The 15,923-nt window shown below is 56.6% G+C and carries 10 protein-coding genes and 1 tRNA gene; 1 reads left to right on the top strand and 10 read right to left on the bottom strand.

Annotated elements, in window-relative coordinates; genetic code table 11:
• Nucleotides 1–376: 376 nt before the first annotated feature.
• The 10 genes from ACZF99_RS09460 to ACZF99_RS09415 form a co-directional block, all read right to left on the bottom strand.
• On the bottom strand, nt 377–1,636 hold the full coding sequence (locus ACZF99_RS09460; RefSeq protein ID WP_483611143.1) for a HipA domain-containing protein: 1,260 nt from the start codon (nt 1,634–1,636) through the stop codon (nt 377–379).
• Nucleotides 1,637–1,877: 241 nt separating this feature from the next.
• A tRNA-Leu gene (locus ACZF99_RS09455) sits at nt 1,878–1,961 on the bottom strand.
• Between the two features lie 149 nt (nt 1,962–2,110).
• Nucleotides 2,111–3,874 (bottom strand): glycoside hydrolase family 2 protein, encoded by a 1,764-nt coding sequence (locus ACZF99_RS09450; RefSeq protein WP_483611141.1) that lies wholly within the window; start codon nt 3,872–3,874, stop codon nt 2,111–2,113.
• A gap of 377 nt (nt 3,875–4,251) precedes the next feature.
• Nucleotides 4,252–6,264 (bottom strand): alpha-L-arabinofuranosidase C-terminal domain-containing protein, encoded by a 2,013-nt coding sequence (locus tag ACZF99_RS09445; protein WP_483611140.1) that lies wholly within the window; start codon nt 6,262–6,264, stop codon nt 4,252–4,254.
• A gap of 19 nt (nt 6,265–6,283) precedes the next feature.
• Nucleotides 6,284–7,189: a carbohydrate ABC transporter permease gene (locus ACZF99_RS09440; protein ID WP_483611138.1), complete on the bottom strand. Its 906-nt coding sequence runs from the start codon at nt 7,187–7,189 to the stop codon at nt 6,284–6,286.
• A 12-nt stretch (nt 7,190–7,201) separates the two neighbouring features.
• Entirely contained in the window at nt 7,202–8,161 is a 960-nt protein-coding gene (locus ACZF99_RS09435; protein ID WP_483611137.1) for an ABC transporter permease, read from the bottom strand.
• Between the two features lie 33 nt (nt 8,162–8,194).
• A complete protein-coding gene (locus ACZF99_RS09430; protein ID WP_483611135.1) occupies nt 8,195–9,769 on the bottom strand; it encodes an extracellular solute-binding protein in 1,575 nt (524 codons plus the stop codon).
• Nucleotides 9,770–9,898: 129 nt separating this feature from the next.
• The gene (locus tag ACZF99_RS09425; RefSeq protein ID WP_483611133.1) at nt 9,899–11,485 is read right to left on the bottom strand and encodes a response regulator transcription factor; all 1,587 of its coding nucleotides are present in this window, start codon (nt 11,483–11,485) and stop codon (nt 9,899–9,901) included.
• Nucleotides 11,463–13,274, bottom strand: a complete 1,812-nt coding sequence (locus ACZF99_RS09420; RefSeq protein ID WP_483611131.1) for a sensor histidine kinase — start codon at nt 13,272–13,274, stop codon at nt 11,463–11,465. Before ACZF99_RS09420 ends, ACZF99_RS09425 begins: the two co-directional genes overlap by 23 nt.
• A gap of 81 nt (nt 13,275–13,355) precedes the next feature.
• Nucleotides 13,356–14,219 (bottom strand): AraC family transcriptional regulator, encoded by an 864-nt coding sequence (locus ACZF99_RS09415; protein WP_483611129.1) that lies wholly within the window; start codon nt 14,217–14,219, stop codon nt 13,356–13,358.
• 122 nt (nt 14,220–14,341) lie between these two features.
• Here ACZF99_RS09415 and ACZF99_RS09410 point away from each other — a divergent pair, with 122 nt between their 5' ends.
• On the top strand, nt 14,342–15,880 hold the full coding sequence (locus tag ACZF99_RS09410; RefSeq protein ID WP_483611127.1) for a sulfatase family protein: 1,539 nt from the start codon (nt 14,342–14,344) through the stop codon (nt 15,878–15,880).
• Nucleotides 15,881–15,923: the final 43 nt, after the last annotated feature.

The following is a 15,923-nucleotide window of genomic DNA, read 5'->3' as shown; positions in this document are numbered from 1 at the left end:
CCCGAGCTCGGTTCATGACTCCCAAAATAATCGTAATTAATACGATTATACTCAAAGATCGCAACCTGTTCAATTCCAGGGCGCTTTTGCCCGCCCCGGATTTCCCACCAAGGCGACACATTCCCGCTCCCCGATCTGCGCGAAATCCGGTCAAGCGCCAGATAAAAAATCGTTTTCCCAAAGTTAGAATACTGCTCTTATCATGAACCATAGGATGAGCACAAGTAAAGATGCTTGCGCCCGCACCTGCCCAAGTTTACATTGCAGTACTTTCACCCTAGAGATGACGCCCATGCTAGGCGTACCATAAATTGAGCTTGCCTCATAGGGCAGGCTCTTTTTCATTTCAAAAAACAAATGGAGTATGTACCTGTATCTATCGCTCCCACTCATCTTCTTTTTCCTGTAGGCCACTGTACGCTATGTTCTCTTTCACATCGGTTGTACGGTCATCCAACCACGCCTGTGACTCACGAGTATGGATGATTTCCTGTAAACGTTCAATGCGCCCGCGTAGAGCCTGACAAATCGCATTCGAGCGAGCATCGTCCACAAAGAGTGAACCACGGAAAATATTCCGCACCTCTTCTTCAATTCCGTCTAGCGCGGACAGATCCAACCAATCGAAGGAAGTCACCAGCTTAATCTGCTCATTGTGATCCTGCTTGAACGGTTTGCAGGTCAGCTTACTGTCTGCACGAATCAAGCCTAACGGCTTGGAGAACCAGAGCGACGATCCGCTATCGTAAATCGGCGCTGGCCCTATCCATTCCAATGTCTCCGCATGACGAATCACGCCAAAATTGTTCTGATGCCGGTCTTCATTGGCAATCAGATAGTCCACTACTATCATCTGGTCAAGTGCCCGGGCAACATCGGGAATGCCTAGCGCCTCACAGCAGTTCACATAATGCTGATACACCGAGATATGATTAGGCTTTTGCCGGGTGTGCATCACATACCAAGCGGTAATGAGTTCTGTCTGCGGCGTTATGAAATTTCCACACACACTATAAGGGTAATCTTCCTGCTCCATCAGTGTATACGGAACATGGGGAATGCCTAACCGCTCCATGATCTTGCTGGCAATCACTTCATTGTACGGCTCCTGCTGGGTAGCCCCACTTCCCCCTTTGACCAGACAGCGTTTGGCGTCGATCATTGCCCATTTCTTTTTCAGCCAGCCATCGGAGGTGTTATCCGGCGACATCAGACTCATGGCATCAGATAAACCTTTCCCGAACAATACATTTCCCACATCCTCCGAAAAGAGATTGTCGAAAAAGTTAATGGCGCTCCACCTTACATCCGATGCAGACGGACAGATCCAGTATTGATCGGACAAGCTGAGTCCGTAGCTTTTATCCAGCAGTTTTTGTGTCGTAGACAAGTTCAATTCAAGCAGCGCTTCTTTAATCCCGTCCCGGCTGGCCGGAATCGCACGACCTCTCCACCATTCATTCAGCGCCGCGCGGTCTATTTTTCCTTTCTTGACAGGTATTCCTACGGGCACATGGTGCACCGCATAGACCTGTCCAATTGCTGAAATGGAAACTGTTGCTTCATCCAGCTCAATCTCAGCAACGGGTTGATTCTTGTGCATGAGTGTGTAGGATTTATTCCAGGATTCGGCCATACCGTTCACTCCATTTCGGTTGTTCCTCCCTTCCATTATACCAAGTCCACAGCAGCCTCGTCATCGGTAACACGGGACTATTGCATTTTTCTCCCCTCACCGCTTTTCCGGCTTGCTCATTACAGCTTTACCCTACTTACAGACAGCACTTTCTCCGGCGGAAAGAATTACGAATTCCAGGAATACAAAAACTCCTGAACCGTCACAAAGACAATTCAGGAGCCTTTCATTGTTAAGCCAATGCGGTCGAGAGGACTCGAACCTCCACGGGGGTTAGCCCACACGGACCTGAACCGTGCGCGTCTGCCAATTCCGCCACGACCGCGTTTATGGTTGGTGCAATGTTTTGCAGCAACGAATTTGATAATATCACGAATTCAGTCGTGAGTCAAGCCATAAGGGGCGGACCTCTGTATTCCGACAGGCACAGGCCAATCCGTCATCACGGATCGGCCTCCCTGCGGATCGCGCCTCTTAAGCCAAATTGATCTCCCGAATTTGGTCCGTCGGAATTTTCGGCTTCCGGTCCTCGGTCAGCAAACCGTTGATTTCCTGCTGCACATCGGTCAGTTGCGTATAGCAATAACCGGATATATAGTCCACGCTTTTGATCGCCCGGGTCAGCCCTTCGAACCGTTCCAGGAATTCCGTCTCCGTGGCGACCTGGCGGCCGTAGCCCCAACCTTTGTCGGACCGGAAGGCGATCCCGCCGAACTCGCTGATGATAATCGGCTGCCCGCGGTATCCGTACCCTTCGGCCAGGGCGTATTTCCATTGGTTGCAGGTCGTTACCCGCTGGACGATGGCCTCTTTGCGATCCTGGTACCTCCTGGCAAAGTCGTCGCCGGTTTCGACGTAATCATGCAGGGTCAAAATATCGGATACGGTATGCTCCCAGCCGTCATTCGTAATGACCGGACGGTACGGATCGATCGCTTTCGTCAGATGGTAGATGCCTTCGGTGAATTTCTGCTGCTTGACGTCGCGGAGAATGGAGGGGATGCCCCACGATTCATTGAAAGGAACCCAAGTGATTATGCTGGGATGATTGTACTGCTGTTCGACGATTTCCAGCCACTCCTTCGTGAACGCCTCGACCGCTTGGTCTTGAAACTCGAAGGTCGCGGCCATTTCGGACCAGACCAGCAGCCCTTTGACGTCGCACCAATAGAGAAAACGGGCGTCCTCGATTTTCATGTGTTTGCGCACGCCGTTGTAGCCCATCGCGAGTATATGGTCGATATCGGCGATGATCGCTTCTTCGCTCGGCGGCGTTAAATGGCTGTCCGTCCAGTATCCCTGGTCCAGGATCAATCGTTGGTAAATCGGCGTATTGTTCAGCAGCACCCGTCCGTTCTCAATCGATATTTTGCGCATGCCGAAATAGGAAAAGACCCGATCGACCACCCGATCCGCCGCATACAGCACAAATTCCACGTCAAACAGATTCGGATGCTGCGGCGACCACAGGCATTTTTTCCACGGCCCGTTCGCCTCATGGATCAAATCGACCTCGACCGTCAGGTTCGGACGATCCGCCTGCAAAGCGACCCGTTTCACCGGATTGCCCTTTAGCGTCACGATCGCCTCCAATCGCAAGGTTTCCGCCGCATGGGTCCCGGAGATGCGATAATCGAAACGGACCGTGGAACGGTCGATATCCGGCGTAATCTTGACGGAATCCAGACGCTGCTCCGCTACGAACTCCAGCCAAACCGTCTGCCAAATCCCGGTCGTCTGGACATAAAAGCACTCGAAATTGTCCTTCGTCCAGCGCTGCTTGCCCCGCGGCTGGGTGCAATCGTCGCTGTCCTCCGCTTTGACCGTGATTTGATTGTCCGCGCCGTAAACCAAATAGGGCGTGATGTCGAAGCCAAAAGCCGCATACCCTCCTCGGTGGCTGCCCGCCATCTTGCCGTTGACCCATACCTTGGCGACATAATCCACCGCCTGAAAATGCAGGATCGCCCGTTTGCCTTCGGCTTCCTTTGGGATGTGCACCGTTTTGCCGTACCAGACCTGCGGGTGAAACGCCTCGATGCCGATGCCGCTCGCTTTCGTCTCGTAGGTAAAGGGCACGTTGATCGTATGCGTTCCCGAGAACCGGTTCGGCCAGTTCTCCCGTTCGCCGATGTTGTCGTCGTCGAAGCGGAAGTCCCAAGGACCATTCAAATTCAGCCACTGTTCCCGGACGAATTGAGGTCTGGGATAATCCTTCGTATAAGCTCTGGTTGTCACTGTTCTCCTCCTGTCTCCTGTTCGCTTATAAGTCAAACTTTTGATTGTACGAGATAGGGCATCCCGCTTATGAAATGTTCTTACGATCGCTGTTGCCTTACTCCCGTATTTCTTTAGTTCGACTCACCTAATGAAACGATATCCGATCGCAATCCTAACGGACTCCAGTGCCGCTACTTCGTGCAAAACGGCTGTTTTGAAACGGTATCGGACACCGCGGACCTTATTCGGCCTTTGTGTGCACTGATCCCGGCTTTTTCGAGTAAATAACGGCTCTCCTGTCCGTTGGAAATGAGAAAGGCCGGTTTTCGGGAGAATAAGGTCGCTCAGGTCCGTTGCTAGCCTCCGTGCCGGCCGTTCTGCTATCCGTCTCCGGCCTACTCCGTCTTCAACTCCAGCGCATACACCGACGCCGGACGGAGCGGATAACCTTGCTTCCAGGCCGCAGCCGGTATCACCAGCGTCTTGCAGCCGATGCGTTCCGGCTCAAAGACGGAATTGATGGCGTCGAAGGAATCGCCCGTAATTTCGTACAGCGTCGTTTCCCCGGAAAACGCTCCTCCAAGCAGGTTCAACTCGGCGGTCACTTCTTCCAGGCTGCGGTTGACGATAAAGACCGTGATCGTGCTTCCGTCCTCATTGGCACAGGCGGCGACATCCAAATCCGGCAGGGCGTCAAGCTCGAAAGGAGCCGGCCGGTTCGCCCGGACGGAGAAGCTGCCGCATTCGACGTCGACGGGCAGCATGCGGCTGATGTCCCGGTTGGCGTAAAGCTTCATCACCTCGTAGGTCGGCGTGCCGTAGACGGTTAAGGGACGGCCGCTCCAGCCCGGCGTTTTGCCGCAATATTGGTCGGCGTAGGAATCGCCCACGCGAATGCAGCCTCCCAGCCACCCGTTCACGAGGTCGGAAAAGCTGCCGATCTGCACGAGGTCACTGGCGCGCAGCATCTCGTTGAGATTGGCGGCGTTGGCGACCGCCGCACCCAGCGTATGTTCGTCCGGCACCCCTTTGCGCACCGTGTTGGGATAATACATCGTGTTGTATTCCGTGACGGCCAGCTTGATGTGGCGATGCTGCTCGTTCGCTTGGATTTGTTTTGCCGTCCGGCGGATATCGTCCCGGGTCCATTCCGGGAAAGCCGCGATGGCTTTATAACGCTCCTCCGCCGGCGTGTTCCGGTCCATGCCGAAGCGGCCCAGGCCGTGGTACAAATGCAGCGTCAAATAATCGATCCGTTCGCCGGCGATGTCCAGCACGGCCCGGTTCCAGGTTTGGTCCGTGTGCCCGCAGGCCAAAATCTCGACCGACGGATCGGCCGCCTTCATCGCCTCGGCAAAGGACACGCACCGCTCCGCAAAACGGTCCGCCGAGCAGGTGCCGACCTGCCAGCCTCCCCATACCTCGTTGCCGATTTCCCAGTAACGGACGCGGTACGGTTCCGGATGGCCGTTCGCCGTCCGCAGCGCGCCCATCGGAGTATCGGGACCCCCGTTGCAGTACTCCACCCAACGTGCGGCTTCTTCGGGCGTGCCGGAGCCGTCGTTGACGCAAATCAACGGCTCGACCTTCAATTCCCGGCAAAAGCGGACAAACTCGTCGGTGCCGAAATATTTGCTCGTCCAGCCGCCCCAGGCTTCATTGAACATGACGGGCCGTTCCAGGACGGGGCCCACCCCGTGTTCGAAATGATACGCGCTGATGTAATTCCCGGCCAACCGCATCATGCCGGCGTTCAAGTCGCGCGTCATCTCCATCACTTCGCGCTTCACCCCGCCAACGTTGTCCCGGGGCAGCAGGGACACATGGTCAAGCCAAAGCATGCCGGTGGACACGTGATCCGGCCAGCGGGGGTGCTCCGCCGGCACGTATACCCGGATTTCGGCGTCGGCGCAAGCGCGGGAAACGGGCAGATTCGCTTCGTATTCCCGCCAGTTATGGCTGGTCAAATCAATGCGCGCCCGGCCGAGCCGTTCGTCCGTGCGCCGGTCCGCCGCCTCGACGATCAAATATCGAAGCTCGACGGACGCCCGCGCCACCAGCTTGACCGTATAATCCATCGGCCCCTTCAGCGCGGCCCGTTGGGCGATGCCGGCATCCGCTTCGTCATCGCTCAGCAATCGAATGCGCTGCGCCCGCCCCGAATGCCTCGGTGCCGGCGATTCCAGCGCGTACGCGGTATTCCGGCCGTTCGTATAAGGTCTCCAGCAGCCGGAAACCGCCGTTTTCCCTTCGGCTTCGCTTTCAAAATCCATGTCCTTCAGCGGGTAGGCCAGCATCGCTTCCATATGGTCGCGGATATCCTCCACGAAATGCCCGAACAGGTAAGGATTCACCGTATGTCCGCTGGCCCGTGCGCCGTCGACGGTTATCTTCGCGTTTGTTTTCAACTTAAGCCCTCCCAGCTTGTTAACCTTTGATCGAGCCGATCATCACGCCCTTCACGAAATGCCGCTGCACGAAAGGATACATTACGAGCACCGGCAAGCTGGACACGATGATGACCGCATATTTGATGCTCTCGGCCAGCAGCACTTTGTCCTCGAGACCGACGAGGCCGTCCACGGCGTCCGTTTGGCTGATTAGCAAAATTTCGCGCAGCACCAGCTGCAGCGGGTATAAATCCTCGCTCCGGATATAGATGAGCGCGTTAAAAAACGAATTCCAGTGACCCACCGCGTAGAATAGCACCATAACCGCCAAGATCGGCTTCGACAGCGGCAGGATAATGCTGATGAGCAGCCGCCAGTTCGAGCAGCCGTCGATATGGGCCGCTTCCTGCAGCTCCCACGGAATACTCGACTGGAAATACGTCCGCATGACGATGAGATTATACGTCGAAATCGCACCCGGGATGATCAGCGCCCACATCGTGTCGACCATTCCGAAATCCTTGACGAGCAAGTAGGTCGGGATCAGTCCGCCGCTGAAAAACATCGTCAGCGTCACGATCAGCATCAGTCCTTTGCGAAGCGGCAGGTCCGGCCGCGACAGCGGATACGCGGCAAGCAGCGTCATAACGATATTGATCGTCGTGCCGACGACGGTATACAATATCGAATTGCCGTAGCCCATCCAGATTTTATCGTTCTGCAAAATATTCGCGTACGCATCCAGCGTCGCGCCTTTCGGCAGCAGCCACACCTCGCCGCCGAGCACCTTTGCCGGGTCGCTGAACGAGGCGCTGACCACGAACAGCAGCGGATACAACACGATCAACATGATCACCGCGGCGATCAGATAGATCACCGCATCAAACCACCGTTCGTCCGCCGGTCCCGGCAGCGTTTGCTTGAATGCCTTTGATTTGGACACGCGCGCCCCTCCTTACCATAAACTCGTCTCCGATGTTTTGCGGGCAAAGCGGTTCACCATCAGCAGCAGCATCAGGTTGATCACCGAGTTGAACAGCCCAATCGCCGCAGTGTAGCTGTATTCGCCCTTCAGAATCCCGGTTGTGTACACGAACGTGGAGATCACGTCGCTCGCCTCGAGATTCAAGTTGTTTTGCATCAGCAGGATTTTCTCGAACCCGATGTTCATGAACTGCCCGACGTCGAGAATCAGCAAAATAACGACGACGGGGACGATCCCCGGCAAAGAAACGTGCCAGATCCGCCGCAACCGGGAAGCTCCGTCCATCTTGGCCGCCTCGTACAGCTGCGGATTGATCCCGCTGAGCGCGGCAATATAAATGATCGACTGCCAGCCCATGTTCTGCCAAATGTTCGAACCGATAAAGACGGTTTTAAACCAGCCGGCCGCCTCCATGAACCGGATCGGATCGCCGCCGAACGTCTGGATCAGCATGTTGATCGGGCCGGTAGGCGACAGAAGAACCGTCAGGATGCCCACGATGACGACGACCGAGATGAAATGCGGAATATAAGTCACGTTCTGCAGCCATTTGCTGAACGCCTTGCTCCGGATTTCGTTAATGAGCAAAGCGAGCAGAATCGGGATCGGGAATGCGACCAACAGCGAAATCAAATTGATGGTCAGCGTATTTCGCAGCAGCCGCCAGAAATAATACGAGTCGAAAAACCGCAGGAAATGCTCGAATCCAACCCATTCGCTGCCGATGATCCCTTTGGCCGGGTTGAAGTTTTTAAAGGCGATTTGCAGCCCGTAAAGCGGGCCATAGTGAAAAATCAGGTACCACGCCATCGGCAGCAGCAGCATCAGGTACAGGTCGTATCGTCTGGCCATTTGCGCGATCAGACGGCTGCCGCGTTTCGTACGGTTTCGGGATATCCCGGCCCCCGAAGGGGCCGCCTTGTTATCCATGAACATCCACTCCTTAGCCAACGGTAAATGGCCTTATTTCATCTTGTCGTATGCGTCTTGGTACAATTGCTGCAGCTCGTCGATGTTCATCTTTTTCAGCGTGGACCGGAATTCATCCCACTTATCGAAGCTCAGCGCCCCGGCAATGAATTTCGTGCTTTGTTCCTCGTAATACTTGTCGATGTCGTTTCTCAAAACATTGACCTGTTGCGCGGTTTTCTCGTCGAACATGGGGGCCGCGTAACGGATCCCCGGCATATAAGGGTCCAGTTGCTTCTGCGCTTCTTGAACCTGCGGCGGATTGATGTAGGAAGCGACCTTTTCGCTGATCAAGTGAGGCGCTCCGCCCCCGGCATACGGCGTGATTTTAGGTTGCTTCTCGGCGGTCGAGTATTCGTCCGTGTAGTAAGGGATGCCGTCCTTCAACACATAATGTTCGCCTTCCCGGCCGAACCGCAGCATCGTGGAACCTTCGTCGCTGTAGAAATAATCGATCCAGCGCATCGACGCCTCCGGATATTTGTTCACGGACGAGATGGCGTAGGCTCCGGGATCCCGCGGCACCGGCGAGGCTTGGGCTTGCAGCCGGTCGCCGTGCGGCCCTGCGGGAGGCGCCATCCCTTCGTATTGATCGGCGATCGGCAGGAAGTTGTTGTTCGTTTGATCGAAGAAAACGCCCGTTTTCCCCGACCCCTGCTTGGCCAAATATTGCGCTTCGGTATGCGAGAACACCTCGGAATCCAACAGCTTCTCTTGATACAGCTTGTTTAAGTACATGAGCATTTCTTTATTGCGCTCGCTGCCCATCCAAATTTCCACTTTATCGTCCACGAGATTGATGTTGTAACCGAATTGCTGGTCCAGGCCAAACGACCCGCTCATCATGTTGACGATATGCAAGCCGACGCGGGCGGTTAGCGGAATTTCGTCCTTCTGCCCGTTTCCGTTCGGATCCTGATCGCGGAACGCAACCAGCACGTCGTACAGCTCATCCGTCGTCTGCGGCACCTGCAGGCCCAGCTTATCCAACCACGCCGTGTTGATCCACTTCTTGTCCGTCCGTGCCGAGCCCAGCGTCACGATCCCGGGAAGCGAATAAATATGTCCCTCCGGCGTCGTGATCGCCGCGCGAATTTCCGGATAGTCTTCCATCAGCTTGGTGAGGTTGGGCGCGTAATCCTTGATTAGGTCCTCCAGCGGAATCAACTGTCCGCCCGCGCCGTAGCGCACCGATTCCAAAGGCGAGAGCCCGGAACGGTAGAAGACGTCGGGAAGCTCGTTGGAGGCGAACAGCAGGTTTTTCTTCTCCTGGAAGCCGTCCGTCGGCGCTTCGATAAATTCCGCCTTGATGTTGCTCATTTTCTCGTAATCCTGAAAGACCGGCATGTCCTTGAACGGCCCGTTGACCGGCGCGATCCGCGTGAACATCTTCAGCGTGATCGGCTCCTGCACGATCGGGAAGCCGTCTTTGCTGACGGCGGCGGCATTCGCCCCTCCCTCGGCGGTTTTGGCGTTCGCGCCGGGGCCGGATCCCGAACCGCATCCTCCCAGCACCAACGCGGCAATCAGCATCGTGCCGATTGCGGTTTTCCCCCAATGTTTGCGCATGTTTTTGCATGACCTCCTTTGATGAATGGCGAAACGATCATTGTAAGCGTTTACCATGGTGTGCATTCATTATAGTCGATCGATTGCGGGGGAGGAGTTCCACAAATATGACGACATACTCCACTTTTTTTACGGAACCGCCGGCCGGTTCCTCTGCACGTAGGCTTGCGGCGTCATGCCGGTCCGCTCCTTGAACACTTTGAAGAAGTAATTGTAGGTGCTGAAGCCGACCTGGACGCTGACTTGCTTGACCGAATACCGCCCGCTGTCCAGCAGCTTGCGGCTGGCATCGATGCGGACCCGGTTCACGTATTCCGAGAAAGTCAGGCCCGTCTCCTCTTTGAAGATCCGGCTGAGGTACGAGGGATTTAGCCCGATCGCTCCCGCCGCCAGTTCCAAAGTAATATAGCTCGCATATTTTTCCAGGATCAGCAGGATGGCCTGCGAAACATGCCGCGAATGGTGGCCTGCGGCGCGCTGCCGCTTCAACCGGTCCAGCAGCTCCTCGTAATAAGCTTGAAGCCAGCGCTTCAGTTCATCGACGCTGCCGATGCGGCCCAGGTCTTCGCGCGGCGGAAGTCCGCCGGCCGGATCGTCGCCTCCGGCAAACGGGACCCATTTCTGCGTCGCCTTCTCGCCGATGGACAGCAGTTCGCGTACGATCATCTGCACCGCCTGGGCATGGACCGGATGATGGCGAAGGCCGTCAAACGCGGAGGCGATCACCTGTCTTACGCCTTCCCTGTCCAGGTTCTCCACCGACAGGAGCAGCTGCTTCTGCTCTTCGATGGTCAGGGACAAGCGTTCGGTTCGCGGGCCGACGGACGGCGGGAGCGGCGAAGCGTCAAGGGCCCGTTCCGCGGTACGGTAGCTGGATTCCAGCCGGCACAGGCTGGCGCAGACATGACCGACGGCGTAAGTGCATTTCAAGTTCAAATATAACTCCAGCGAGTGGCGGAGATGGCTCATGAGCCGTTCCGCTTCGCTCGCGGCGGCCTGTTCGCTGTGTTCCTTGAACGCAAACAGGACGGCGATCCGGCCGTTCTCCACGTAAGCGGCCGTCCGTTCCGGCACGTCGCCGAGGTTGCGCTGCATCATATCCACGGCCTGTTGCACCAGCCGGTTCGTTTGCACGTCGCTGCGGGATTCGGCAAGCAACAGGAAGGAGGAAATTTGCAGCGCCGCCGCGGCATAACACACCGTCTCCGCAAACAGGCCCTTCCGCCGGGCGTAGGCCTCCAGCTCCTCGGCCGCCTCGGGGTTCCCTCGCAACATCCGGGCGAGAAGCTCGCGAATGTCCGAGACGCCGCCGGGCTCGGGGCTTCGTTCCTCGCGGCGTTCCTCCATCTCGCGGACCGCTTTGTTCAGAGCGCCCATCAGCCCGTCGCCGTCCAGGCGGTGCTTGAGCAAGTAGTCGACGGCCCCGTTCTTCAAGCAGTCGCGAACATAGTCGTAATCGTCATAACTGCTGAGCATGATCGTCTTGGCGAAGGGATAACGCTCCCGGATCGTCCGGTTCAGTTCCACGCCGCTCATCCCTTGCATGTTCACGTCCAGGATGACGATATGGGGCCGGATCCGTTCGATCATTCGAAGCGCCGTTTCTCCTTCGTACGCCTCGCCGCAAAGCTCGAAGCCGTGGGTTCGCCAATCCGACACCGTTCTCAGATGATGGTGCACCAAAGGTTCGTCGTCAACCAACAATACTTGATACATGATCCTGAGCCCCCCCGATTTCTTGATCCCCGCGCCGCGGAAAACGGAGCTCCACTTTCGTGTAGAGCCCTTCCTCGCTGTAAAGCTCGATTCCGTAAGGATCGCCGAATATCCGGCGAATCCGTTCATGCACGTTGCGTACGCCCATGCCGCTGAACCGGGAGGGAGCCGCTCCGTCCCCGCCCATCAACGCCTCAATTTTTTCCTTGCTCATGCCTTTGCCGTTGTCCATCACTTCGATCTTCACGTCTCCGTCCTCCCCGTACACGCGAATCATCACGAACCCTCCATGCGCCGACGGGTCAAAACCGTGCATCAAGGCGTTTTCCACGATCGGCTGCAGCGTCAGCTTTAAGATCCGGCACTCCAGCAAATCCTCGTCTTCCACTTGAACCTGCAGCGGGATCGGCTCCATGAACCGGTATTTGACGATCGCCGCGTAGCTCGCGACATAGTCCAGCTCCTCCCGCAAGGTCAGGAATTCGCCCGAGTTCCCGAGCACGCCCCGCATCAGTTCGACCAGCGCCCCGGATACCTCTTCGATGTTGGGCACTCCGTTCAGCTTGGCCAAATACTTGATCGTATTCAGCGAATTGTACAGAAAATGCGGACGGATCTGCGCCTGCAGCGCGGTCAGCTCCGCCTCCCGTTTGGCCTGCTCGCTCGTGCGGATCCCTTCCATCAAGCGTTTCAACTCCTCCACCATGCTGATAAACGCCCGGTACAAATCGCCGATCTCGTCCTTCGTGTTGATTTCCGTCTTCGGAAAGTCCAGATTGCCGTCCTTCACCCGCATCATCATCGTCTTCAAGCGGCGGATATGAAGGGTGGTCCGGGCGGACATTTGCAGCGTTCCGATCAGCACGACGATAAACACGGCCACCGCCACCGCCACCATCAGGTTGCGGATTCTCGCGGACTCGCTGAGCAGCGAATCGAGCGGGATCAACGCCCGCGTCGTCCAGCCCGTAGATTCGGACTTTCGGCTGACGACCATGTACGGCTTCCCGTCGATGGCCCGCTCCACCGTCTCCCCCGCATCGGACGCCCCCGCGGACTCATAGATCGCTTGGGACATGGCGGCGGATACGGCGGCCGGCGCCGAATCGGACTGATAAACGAGCTGCTTCCGCTCATCCAGGACATACAAAATGCTGTCCGCAGTAGGCTTCACGCCGTACGTCTTCCGGATGAATTCATAATTCAGGTCCACCATCACCACGCCGATCGTCTCGCGGTTGTAACGGAGAACGCGGCCGACCACGATCGCCTCCGACGTGTCCGACCGCTTGATGTACGCATGCCGCTCCCCTTCGCGGAGCATGAAATCCATCGTTTCGGTATTCAGGAACGTCCGGTCGATCCACGGGCTGCCGGTGAAGAACACTTTTCCGTTCAGGCTTACGACGGCGATGCGGGAGATGTAAGGCTTATAATCGATCAGACCCGACAAAAATTCGGTAATCCGTTTCTGTTCCTGAAACCATTCGTAGCTGACCTCTTCGTTGGGGCTTAGGATCGTATCGATGACCGTATTCTTGTTGGTTGCGACCACCGTATTCAACCGGTCGATCTCCTGGAGCATCACCTTCAAGGATTCGTCGGCCTGGCGGATGCTGTCCGTGACCGAGGTAATCGCGTTGCGCTTGATCGTGTCGCGCATATTGACGTAAACGATGCTGGTGACCGACACGATCGCCAGCAACGCCAACAATCCAAAAGCGATAAACAGCTTGCCCTGGATGCCCCATTTCGGCGGAATCCATCTGCGTTGCGTTGCCCGTGTCATCCCTTGTCCTCCTTTGCATCCGGAATCCTGTCGCGGACCGGGTAAGCGCTTTCGAAAACAGGTCTTCCCGATCCGTATCGGTTATCGCTTCCCGCCGCCCGACCGCATGGCCAGCGGAGACAATTGGTAGTAGCTCTTGAACGCCCGCGTGAACGTATACAAATTCGGGTAACCCAAAGACAACGCGATCTCCGTGACGGAAGCGTCCGTTTCGGTCAGCAGGCGCCTGGCTTTCTCCATCCGGATTTGCTGCAAATATTTCTGCGGCGGCACCCCGACCTGGCTCGTAAACACATTGGAAAAATAAGAGCGATGCACGCCCGCAAACGAAGCCGCCTGCTGCACCGAAATCCCCTCCGTGGCATGCAGCTCCATGAACTGCATGCATTCGCGGATCCAAGCCGAAGGCTCGTCGGCATGCACGGGCGCCGTGTCGGGGATGATCCCGGCGAGCAATCCGCAAATCAGCCCCTGCAGCTCCAGGGAGACGGACGGGTTCCATCGTTCCGCTCCCGCCAACGCTTCGAGCACGCGCCCGATCGCTTCCCTGACGCGGGATGAGACGAGTCCTTGCCCATACGGCCTTTCCGGCGTGATTCCCGCGAGCTCCAGCAGCGTCCCCACCCGACTGCCGTCCACGGCCAGCCAGTTCATTTGCAGCAAGGGGTCCGAGGGCAGCACGTAATAATCATAGGTGCGCCCCGGAAACAAACAGAACAAATCGCCTTTTTGCAGGCTGACTTTTTTGTCCTCGTACTCAAGGCACACCCGACCCTCAAGAACGAAATGCAGGCTGTAGCATTCAATCCGCTTCGGCCCGACTTTATAGTTGGCTTTGGCCGCGCTGCGCCCGCCCCGAACGGGCCATAGCTGCGCTTCCTTGTCCAGAAACCCCGGCGTGTAATAAATGAACTCGGCAAACTCGTGATCGTATTCCTGCATCATCCTCACCCCCTCCTGTTCAATCCAACCCTATTTCAGTTAACAAAATGACAAACAACATGCAACAGAACGCCATTTAAAAACTACCGTATTATCAATATTATCATAATAGGAGGGGATAAATTTTGTCTAGTAGACCTAACATTTTACTAATCACCAGCGATCAACAGCACTGGAATACGATCGGTGCGTTTCAGCCCGAAATCTCCACGCCGAACTTGGATCGCTTGGCTCGGGAAGGCACGACGTTCGGCCGGGCGTACTGCCCGAATCCGACCTGCACGCCAAGCCGGTCTTCGATCATCACGGGCATGTATCCGAGCCAGCACGGCGCGTGGACCTTGGGCACGAAGCTGCTTGAGGACCGCCATACCGTGGGAGAGGACTTCAAGGCGGCGGGGTACCGGACCTCGTTGATCGGCAAAGCGCATTTTCAACCTTTGAAATCGACGCCGGCGTATGAGTCCAAAGAAGCGTACCCGATCCTGCAGGATTTGCAGTACTGGCGCGGTTTCCACGGGCCGTTTTACGGCTTCGATCACGTCGAGCTCGCCCGCAACCATACGAACGAAGCCCATGTCGGACAGCATTATGCCCTATGGCTGGAGGAACAGGGCTGTACCAACTGGCGGGATTATTTTCTGCCGCCGACCGGAACGATGGACCCGACGCAGACGTACAAGTGGCCGATCCCTGAAAAATATCATTACAACACGTGGATCGCCGAGCGCACGAACGCCCGGTTGGAGGAGCATCGGCGGGCGAACGAACCGTTTTTCCTGTGGGCCAGCTTCTTCGACCCCCATCCGGAATATTTGGCGCCGGAGCCCTGGGATACGATGTACGATCCGGAGAAGCTGACGATCCCGTCGCTGACGCCGGGGGAACACGACCGCAATCCGCCGCATTTCGGGCTGACGCAGGAGGAGAATCCCGATTTTTCCGCCCTGATGGAAACCGGCTTCGGCATCCATGGCTACCGTTCCCATCACGATTACGAATACGGGGCCAAAGGACGTTTGACCGATCACGACAAAAAGAAGCTGGTCGCCGTTTATTACGGCATGATCAGCCTGATGGACAAATATATCGGCCGCATTCTCGATAAGCTGGACGATTTGGGCCTGGCGGACGACACGCTCGTCGTGTTCACGACGGACCACGGCCATTTCTTCGGCCAACACGGCCTTCAGGCCAAGGGAGGGTTTCATTACGAGGATTTGATCAAGCTGCCGTTTATCGTCCGGTACCCGGGCCGCGTTCCCGCCGGGCGGCGTTCGGACGCGATCCAATCGTTGGTCGATCTGGCGCCGACGTTCCTCTCCTTCTGCGGCTTGCCGATCCCGCCGGCCATGACCGGCGTCGACCAGCGGGAAGTGTGGCTCGGCCTGAAGGGGCAGGCGCGGGATCACGCCATCTGCGAATTCCGGCACGAACCGACGACGATTCATCAGAAAACGTACGTCGATGAACGCTATAAAATCACGGTTTATTACAATCAAACGTATGGAGAGATTTTCGATCTTCAGGAGGACCCGGGAGAGCTTCGCAATTTGTGGGACGAACCGGGTTACGAAGGGCTGAAGACGGAGCTGCTGCTCAAATACGCCTGGGCCGAGCTCGGCAAAGAGCCGATGCCGATGCCGCGGATCCATCACGCTTAGCGGGCGGAGAGTGGCGGAATGGCGCATGTCTAGCGGAGCGGAA

The organism is Paenibacillus sp. JL3B1040 (genome assembly GCF_057063165.1).
The sequence above is the reverse complement of the archived record's forward strand: the minus strand, read 5'-3'. Positions and strand labels throughout refer to the sequence as shown.